Below are 8,345 nucleotides of genomic sequence, written 5' to 3' on the forward strand. Positions count from 1 at the left end.
CGCGTTCGAGCGCGCGGCGGCAAGCCACGGCGCCGGCGTGCGCGGCATCGTGCGGATCTCGGCCAGCGACGTGATCGCCGTCGAGGTGCTGCCGCCGATGCTCGCGCAATTGCGGCGCAATCATCCGGGGCTCGTCATCGAACTGGTGCCGACCGACCGCCTCCAGGACGTGCTCAAGCGCGAGGCCGACATCGCGGTCCGGATGGCGCCGCCCACGCAGGAGGCGCTCGTTGCCAGACGCATCGGCGCGGTCGATGTCGGGCTGTATGCGCGCGACGACTACCTGGCGCGCAACGGGGTACCCGAGACGACCGACGAACTCGCGCATCACGCGCTGATCGGCTTCGATACGGTCACGCCGTTCATCCGCTCGATGGGCCGCAGCATGCCGCTGTGGAAGCGCGATGCGTTCTCGCTGCGCACCGACAGCAACCTCGCCCAGCTCGCGATGATCCGCGCCGGCTACGGGATCGGCTTCTGCCAGAGCGGGCTCGCGAAACGCGACGCGCGGCTCGTGCGGGTGCTGCCGGACACGCTCGCGATGCAGCTGGAGACCTGGGTCGTGATGCACGAGGACCTGCGGTCGAGCCCGCGCTGCCGCGCGGTGTTCGATGCGCTGGTTGATGGGCTGCGTGCGTATGTGAGCGGCGAAACCGTCGAATAGACGGTTCGCGGCGACGGCACGAACGCAGTGAACGCAGCGCCCGTCTGGCGCTATTCGTAGATTTTCCCGGCGAACAGGATGTCCGCCATGCGCCGCCACGGATTGTCGGGCACGTCGTAGCAACGCAGCCCTTCTTCCGACGCCTCGGCCCAGTCGACCATCGCGTCGAGGTACGCGCCGATCGAGTGGTTTTCCCAGCCGAGCGCGGCGCGGGCGTATGGCGACGGCGGCACGTCGGCCTCGAGCTGGCGCTCCGTGTTCCAGTCGTGGCCGAGCACGCGCAGGAAGTGGATCAGCGAGCGTTCGTCGACCACGCGCTCCAGCGCATCCTGCAGCTTCGCGGCCATCTGGCGTTGCAGTTCGTCGTTCATTTTTATGTTCCTTCGCGCGCCTCTCAGGGACGCGCCGCCGCAGGTCGTGCGGCCCGGTTTTACATCAGCAATTGCCGCGACAGCACCTCGCGCGCCTGCGTGACGGCTTCGCGTTCGCCGGGCATCGGCGGCGTCAGCGAAAACACCGCGTCGGGCAGCGGCGGCAGCCGGTATTTCGCACCGAGCCGCATCATGCCGTCGCCGATCGCCGACGCGCACAGGCAGCCCACCCCGAGCCCCGCCGCCAGCATCGACTGCAGCCCCGCCACCCCCGACGCGCTGTGCACGAGCCGGTACGGCATGTGCTGCTCGTCGAGCGAGCGCACCGCGACCTGATGCATCATGCAGTCGTCCGGCAGCAGCACGAGCGGCAGCGGCTCGGGCAACTGCTCGGCGAGCGCGGGCGATGCGACCCACGACAGCGGCTCGCGCCGCAGCACCCAGCGGGTATCGGCCGACGCCGGCCGGAACGGCCCGCTCGACAGGTTCATCACCACGCCGAGATCGACCTGCCCGCGCGCATGCGCCGTTTCGATATCCGCGCTCTTCATCGCGCTGACGTGCAGGCTCAGCTGCGGGTAGCACTCCCGCAGCCGCGCCAGCAGCCCCGCGACTTCATTGGTCCGGTAGTAATCGGTGATCGCGACGCGCAGCTCGCCCTTGATCGCCTGCCCGCGCACTTCGTCGAACGCGGCCTCGTTCAGCGCGACGATGCGCCGCGCGTGCTGCAGCAGCCGCGCGCCGGCCGGGGTCGGCTCGACCCCGCGCTTGCTGCGCACGAACAGCGGCACGCCGGCGCGCGATTCGAGCTTGCGCACCTGCTCGCTGACCGTCGACTGCGACAGGTGCAGCAGCGGCGCGGCGGCCGTCAGGCTGCCGGCGTCCGCGACCGCCGCGAAAGTACGCAACTGATCCAGGTCGAAACCGCGCATCGCCATGCTCCATCCATCGAGTAATTCGATGGATGCTACCACCAATTCCCGCTTTTCCGATTCATCGCCACCACCGAGAATGGGGGTCGATCGCCCGCCCACGGCCGAACCGGCGCTTCTGTCGCCGTGTCCGGCGTGAATGTGGCACTCATTCTTTCGGACCTGCTTCCATGACGAACGACACCCTTGCCCCCTGCGTGCCGGCCGGCACGGCCGCCGCGGCGACGCCGCGCAGCCACCACGGCTGGGCGCTGGTGGTCCTGCTGGTTGGCGCGATTTTGCCGCCGCTCGACTACTTCATTGTGAATCTCGCGCTGCCGGCCATCCGTGACGGCATCGGCGCACGCCCGGCCGAGCTGCAGCTGGTCGTGTCCGCGTACGCATGCGCGAACGCGGTCGTGCAGATCACCGGCGGCCGGCTCGGCGACCTGTACGGCCGCAAACGCATGTTCATGATCGGGATGGCCGGCTTCGTCGTCGCGTCGACGCTGTGCGGGCTCGCCGGCAGCGGCGCGGTGCTGGTCGGCGGCCGCGTGCTGCAAGGCCTGTTCGCCGCGATCCTCGCGCCGCAGGTGCTCGCCACGATCCGCAGCGTGTTCAGCCCGCAGGAGCAGGTGCGCGTGATGGGCTTCTACGGTTTCGTGTTCGGCCTCGCGGCCGTGATCGGCCAGCTCGGCGGCGGCGCGTTGATCAGCCTGCATCCGTTCGGGCTCGGCTGGCGCGCGATCTTCCTCGTCAACCTGCCGATCGGCATCCTGGCGCTGATCGGCAGCTGGCGCTTCATCCCGGAGAGCCGGCCGCCGAAAGGCCAGCGCATCGACGTGCCGGGCATGGTGCTGCTGTCGCTGTTCCTGCTGATGCTCGTCTACCCGCTCACGCACGGGCGCGAGGCCGGCTGGCCGCTGTGGATGGTCGCGTGCCTCGTCGGCGCGCTGCCGATGCTCGGCGCGCTGCTGGCGGTCGAGGCGCGCCGTCTCGCGGGCGGCCGCGATCCGCTGCTCGACGTGCGCCTGTTCCGCAACCCCGTCGTCGCGCTCGGGCTCGTGCTGGCGTTCCTGTTCTATACGCTGAGCGCGTTCTTCCTGAGCTACGGCATCTACCTGCAGGGCTGCCTGAACTGGTCGCCGCTCGCGTCGGGGCTCGCGATCCTGCCGCTCGGGCTCGGCTTCCTGTCGAGCCCGCTGCTGATGCCGCGACTCGTCGGCCGGTTCGGCGGCTATCGCGTGCTCACGCTCGGTTTCGCGATGCTCGCGGCCGGCGTCGCGACGGCCGCCGCGCTGGCGGGTGCCGCCACGCCGGGCCTCGGCTTTTACGTGGGGATCGCGGCGATCGGGATCGGCCAGGGCCTCGTGCTGCCGTCGGTCGTGCGGATCGTGCTCGCGGAAGTCGACACGGCGCGCGCGGGTGTCGCCTCCGGCATGGTCACCGCGATGCTGCAGATCGGCGCGGCCGTCGGCGCGGCGACGCTCGGCGGCGTGTTCTTCGCCCGGCTCGGCGCGCATCCGGCCGCACTCGATTACGTGCAGGGCTTCAGGACGTCGATGTTCGCGCTGACGGCCGTCCTGCTCGTGTGCATCGCGCTGTCGGCCATGCTCGGGCCGCTGCATCGGCGGCTGCATGCAGGGACGTAAGCGGCACGGGAAGCGTTGCGGCGGCAGGGTCGGACGCGGAAGGAGTGCCGATGCCGATGCAGCCGCTCGCCGGCATCCGGCTCACGCGTGAGGCTGGCGTTGCGCCTGGCGCGCTTCCCATTCGGCCAGCTCGACGCGATAGCGCGCGAGGGCTTCGTCGTAGAGGTCGAAGACGCACGGTGAACAGCCGCTGTTGCAGCAGTCTTCCAGTTCGGGCTGGATGGGCGGGGTCGGACGGGGATCGTCGACGGACGGATCCCCGGAAGGTTGGTTCTGCACGGCGTGGTCCGGTGAAGTAGGACGATCAGTATAGGTCGATCCGGGCCACCGCCGCTTTCGGCTGGCCGAACCGCGCGCCTGCCCACACCCCGCGCGCTTACTTCCCCTGCGCGCCCGGCTTCACGGCCCCCGCGCCCGCCTTGTCGGCCAGCGGCTGCCACGCGGCGCCGAGCGAATACCAGTCGACGCGGCGCGTGAGCGTCATGATGCCGGCGAGGATCGCGAACAGCAGCAGCGAACCGAGCATCAGCGCGTTGTCTTCCGACAGCAGCAACCCGTAGAGCGCCGCGTACAGCACCGCGAGCAACACCGCGAACACCGCCCCGCGCTTCACGCTGTGCAGCACGAACGACAGGTAGAAGGCCAGCAACCCGATGCAGGCGCCGCTCGCCGCGAGATACGCATACGCGAACTTGATGTGCTCGGACAGGCTCAGCAGCAACAGGAAGAACAGCGCGAGCGACAGGCCGACCAGCGTGTACTGGATCGGGTGAATGCGCAGCCGCTTCACGAGCTCGTACATGAAGAAGCTCGCGAACGTGAGCATCACGAACAGCGCGCCATACTTCGTCGCACGCTCGGCCTGCAGATAGACGTTCACGGGTTCGATCACCGACACCGACGCCATTTCGATCGCGCCTTCTCCATCGCCGGAGATGATCTGCTCACGCGCCTTCGTGTTGAACGACGTCACGCGCCAGTTGCCGGTGAAGCCGCGCGCATCGACCGTGCGGTTGTTCGGCAGGAATGCGCCGTCGAAGCTCGGATGCGGCCATGTCGATTTCAGCGAGAAATCGTTCTGGTCGCCCACCGGCGCGAACGCGACGGAATCCGCCCCGCGCAACGGCAGGTCGACGCTGAACGGCACGACCGCCCCCGCGTTGGCGTCCGCCAGCGCCGCGAGATCGACGTTCGCGTGCACGCCCTGGCGCAGGCTGTCCAGCCGTGTGCCCTGCTCGACGTCGAAGCGCGCGCCGCCGATGCGCAGGTCGGGCTGCGCGGTCAGCCCGCGAATGTCGCCGATGCCGATCGACACATAGGCATCGTCGATCTTGAAGCTCACGTGGCCGTCCGCCTGCGGCAGCTTCTTCAGGTCCGGCAACGGCAGCGTGCCGGTCATCCGGCTTGCCAGCTCGTACACCAGCGCCTTGTGGATGCCGCGATAGCGGACGCTGGTCGTCAGCGTGCCGTCGATGTTCAGCGTCTTCGGAAACACGAGCAGGCGCTTCGTCTCGCTGCGCAGGCTCGTCTTCGCCGCGCCGCCGGCCGGCGAATCGTCGCGCACCCGCGTGACTTCCGTGTAGTGCACGACGAGCACGGGGCCCGCCACCGTCTGCGGCCCCGCATAGCTCGACCAGATGCTCTGCAGCGCATCCCGGCGATACGCGGCGCGTTCGTGCACGATGCTTTGCACCATCTGCAGCGGGATCAGGATCAGCAGCGCGAGAAACGCGGTGATCGCGAATTTGAACAACAGGACTCGATTCATGGCCGACAGGTACCGGAGTAAAAGGGTACGGTCAGCATGATCCGGCCCGGTGAAGGGCGATTGAAGCCGGTGTGAAGCGAAGGTGTGGCGAACGTGAAGTCGAAGCGTGTTCAGCCCGCCGACGGCAGCGTGAGCGTCGCGCATGCGCCGCCTTCGTCACGGTTCGCGAGCGCGACCTGGCCGCGGTGCAGCATCGCGACCTCGCGGACGAAACACAGCCCGAGGCCCGTGCTGCGATCCTGGCCGTCGGGGCGCGGCAGCGAATAGAAGCGCTCGAACACGCGCGCCAGTGCGTAGTCGGGCACGCCGGGGCCGTCGTCGGTCACGCGCACGACCGCGACGTGCGCCCTGCCCGCCGGCTGCCGGTCGAGCGCGATGCGGATCGTGCTGCCCTGCGGCGCGAAATCCAGCGCGTTGTCGAGCAGGTTGCCGAGCGCCTGGCGCAGCAGGAACGGATCGCCTTCTACCACCGCCGGGTCGGCCGCATCGTGTGCGTCGATCGCCAGGTTCACGCCGCGCTGCCGCGCGCGCGGCTCGATATCGTCGACGAGCTGTTCGAGCACCGGCCGCAGCGCGACCGGTTCGCGCACCGACAGGCGCTGCTTCTGCTCAACTTCGGCGAGCGCGAGCAGCTTGCGGATCATCTGTTCGAGGCGGCCGGCCTGGCGGCGGATGTTCTCGGTGAAGCGCCGCCGGTTCGCCACCGGCATCTCCTCCTGCAACAGTTCGGCCGCGCCGCTGATTGCCGCCAGCGGGCTCTTCATCTCGTGCGTGAGCGTATGGATGTAGGTCTCGACGTACTGCCGGTCCTCCAGCCGCTGATGCATGCTTTCCACCGCGCGCCCGAGCTCGGCCAGCTCGCTCGCGCCCTGCAGCGGCATGTCGGCCCGCTCGCCCGCCGCGATCGCGCGCGCATAGCGCTGCAGGCGCCGCAGCCCGACCACCAGCCACCACGTGCAGGCCACGCCGATCAGGATCGCACCGCCCATCAGCAATGCGCCGTACAGCATGATCTTGCGCTGGCTGCGCGCGATGAACGGCGCGACCGTCTGGTTCGGTTTCGCGATCGTCAGCACGCCGATGATCTGGTTGCCGTGCCGGATCGGCGCCGCCACGTGCATCACGGTGCTGCTGTCGTCGTTCGGATCGCTGCGCGTGCTGCGCGCCCCATACTCGCCGCGCAGCGTCCGGTACACGTCGTTCCAGCGCGAATAGTCCTGCCCGAGCGCGCGGCCGGACGAGTCGTAGCGCACGATGCCGTGCGCGTCGGTGATGTAGAGGCGGTAGCCGATCGTGTTCTTCTGCACGCCCCACACGTTCGCGCTGATCGGGCGTTCGTGCAGGTTCGACAGTTGCCGCGCGAACGCGCCGTTGGCGATGCGGCCGTTCGCCAGATCGTCGGCGGCCAGCGTCGCGAGCACTTGCGCGGTATCGACGAGCGTGTCCTCCATCGCCTCGCGCACGCCCGGCTTCACCTCCTGCACGAACACGCGCAGCGTGATCAGCGCAGCCAGGCCGACGATCAGGAAAAAACCGAAGAAGATGCGCAGGCCGATATGCATGGGCGGTGCCGGTCGTTACGGTTGCAGCGAATAGCCCATCCCGCGATGCGTGCGGATCGGGTCGCGTTCGGGATCGATCGCGCGCAGCTTCGCGCGCAACGTCTTGATGTGCGTGTCGACCGTGCGGTCGGCCGAATCGAAGGCCTCGTGCCACACGAGGTCCATGAGCTGTTCGCGCGAATAGATGCGCCCCGGATGCCGGACCAGCAGCGCCAGCAGCCCGAACTCGTAGCGCGTGAGGTCCAGTGCGTGGCCGAGCCACGCTACGCGGGCCCCGTCGGTGTCGAGTGTGAAACCCGGTGCGGTTGTCTCGGCCGGTGCGGGTGATGTTGCAGGCGAGGATGCCGCTTCGGGCGCGGCCGTCCGGTAGAACCGCCGCAGGATCACGCGCACCCGCGCCGCCAGCTCGCGCGGTGAAAACGGCTTGACCACGTAATCGTCGGCGCCGATCTCGAGCCCGACGATCCGGTCGATTTCATCGTGCCGCGCGGTGAGGAAGATCACCGGCACGTCGGAGAACGTGCGCAGCCGCCGGCACACCTCGAAGCCGCTGAGATCCGGCAGGCCGACGTCGAGCACCACGAGATCGACGCGCGTGTCGCGCAGGTGGTCGAGCGCCGCCTGGCCGAGCATGCAGTGAACGGTCTGCATGCCGTCGGTGCCGAGGGCATAGATGATCGTGTCCGCGATCGCCACTTCATCTTCGACGATCAGGATAGTGGGCTGATGCATGGTCTCAGGCAGGGCTCGCGCAATCCGGTGCGACATTGTACGCACGGCCGGCCGTGGCGCGAGCCCCTGCCTTGCCCTGCCGCGCTATGCCACGCGGCCGGTCACCGGAATCGACGCGCCGGTGATCGCCTGCGCATCGGCCGACAGCAGGAAGCCGATCGTCGCCGCGATCTGCTCCGGCTTCACCCAGCGCGTGAAATCCGCGTCCGGCATGTCCGCGCGGTTCGGCGGTGTGTCGATGATGCTCGGCAGGATCGCGTTCACCGTCACGCCGCGGTCGAGCAGTTCGGCCGCCAGCGCCTCGGTGAGCCGCGCGACGCCGGCCTTCGCGGCCGCGTAGGCGCCCATCCCCGTGCCGGCCTTGAACGCCGCGCCCGCGCCGATGTTGACGATGCGCCCGGCCGGGTTCGCCAGCAGGTGCGGCAGCGCGGCCTTCGATGCGTTCAGCGCGGTCTTCACGTTCAGTTCGTACATGCGGTCCCACGTGGCGGCGTCGCCGTCGGCGATCGTCTGCCACACGAACGCGCCCGCGATGTTCAGCAGCGCATCGACCCGGCCGAATTCGCGCTGGACGGTGTCGAGCGCCTGCGCGGCGGCCTGCGGATCGACGAGATCGATGCCGCCGATGCGCAGCGCGTCGCCCGGCACGCCGGGCAGCGCCTGCGCCGCCGGGGCCGCGCCGCGG

General features: G+C 69.3%; 9 protein-coding genes. 2 read left to right on the top strand and 7 right to left on the bottom strand.

Annotation, left to right across the window (positions count from 1 at the left end):
- Window positions 1–664, top strand: a 664-nt coding sequence (locus G3N96_RS36175; RefSeq protein ID WP_206140172.1) for a LysR substrate-binding domain-containing protein, incomplete at its 5' end; no start/stop codon positions are given.
- Between the two features lie 50 nt (window positions 665–714).
- Here the strand turns inward: G3N96_RS36175 and G3N96_RS36180 are convergent.
- Together G3N96_RS36180 and G3N96_RS36185 are read right to left on the bottom strand one after the other, a co-directional pair.
- Complete coding sequence (locus G3N96_RS36180; RefSeq protein ID WP_124578072.1) at window positions 715–1,035, bottom strand: hypothetical protein; 321 nt, start codon at window positions 1,033–1,035, stop codon at window positions 715–717.
- Window positions 1,036–1,094: 59 nt separating this feature from the next.
- Entirely contained in the window at window positions 1,095–1,967 is an 873-nt protein-coding gene (locus G3N96_RS36185) for a LysR family transcriptional regulator (protein WP_124578074.1), read from the bottom strand.
- Between the two features lie 170 nt (window positions 1,968–2,137).
- On the opposite strand from G3N96_RS36185, the gene G3N96_RS36190 reads away from it, so the two are divergent.
- On the top strand, window positions 2,138–3,598 hold the full coding sequence (locus tag G3N96_RS36190) for an MFS transporter (protein WP_206140174.1): 1,461 nt from the start codon (window positions 2,138–2,140) through the stop codon (window positions 3,596–3,598).
- 81 nt (window positions 3,599–3,679) lie between these two features.
- On the opposite strand, the gene G3N96_RS36195 is transcribed toward G3N96_RS36190, so the two are convergent.
- The 5 genes from G3N96_RS36195 to G3N96_RS36215 form a co-directional block, all read right to left on the bottom strand.
- Complete coding sequence (locus tag G3N96_RS36195; protein WP_124578078.1) at window positions 3,680–3,877, bottom strand: oxidoreductase-like domain-containing protein; 198 nt, start codon at window positions 3,875–3,877, stop codon at window positions 3,680–3,682.
- 97 nt (window positions 3,878–3,974) lie between these two features.
- Window positions 3,975–5,366, bottom strand: coding sequence for a cell envelope integrity protein CreD (gene creD / locus G3N96_RS36200; RefSeq protein WP_206140176.1), 1,392 nt, complete (start codon window positions 5,364–5,366; stop codon window positions 3,975–3,977).
- 110 nt (window positions 5,367–5,476) lie between these two features.
- The gene (gene creC / locus G3N96_RS36205; RefSeq protein ID WP_206140178.1) at window positions 5,477–6,928 is read right to left on the bottom strand and encodes a two-component system sensor histidine kinase CreC; all 1,452 of its coding nucleotides are present in this window, start codon (window positions 6,926–6,928) and stop codon (window positions 5,477–5,479) included.
- Between the two features lie 15 nt (window positions 6,929–6,943).
- Entirely contained in the window at window positions 6,944–7,660 is a 717-nt protein-coding gene (creB, locus tag G3N96_RS36210; RefSeq protein WP_206140180.1) for a two-component system response regulator CreB, read from the bottom strand.
- Between the two features lie 84 nt (window positions 7,661–7,744).
- Window positions 7,745–8,345: SDR family NAD(P)-dependent oxidoreductase (locus G3N96_RS36215; RefSeq protein ID WP_241022990.1), on the bottom strand; the 601-nt coding region annotated here is incomplete at its 5' end.

The organism is Burkholderia sp. Se-20373 (assembly GCF_017104705.1).
GTDB lineage: Bacteria > Pseudomonadota > Gammaproteobacteria > Burkholderiales > Burkholderiaceae > Burkholderia.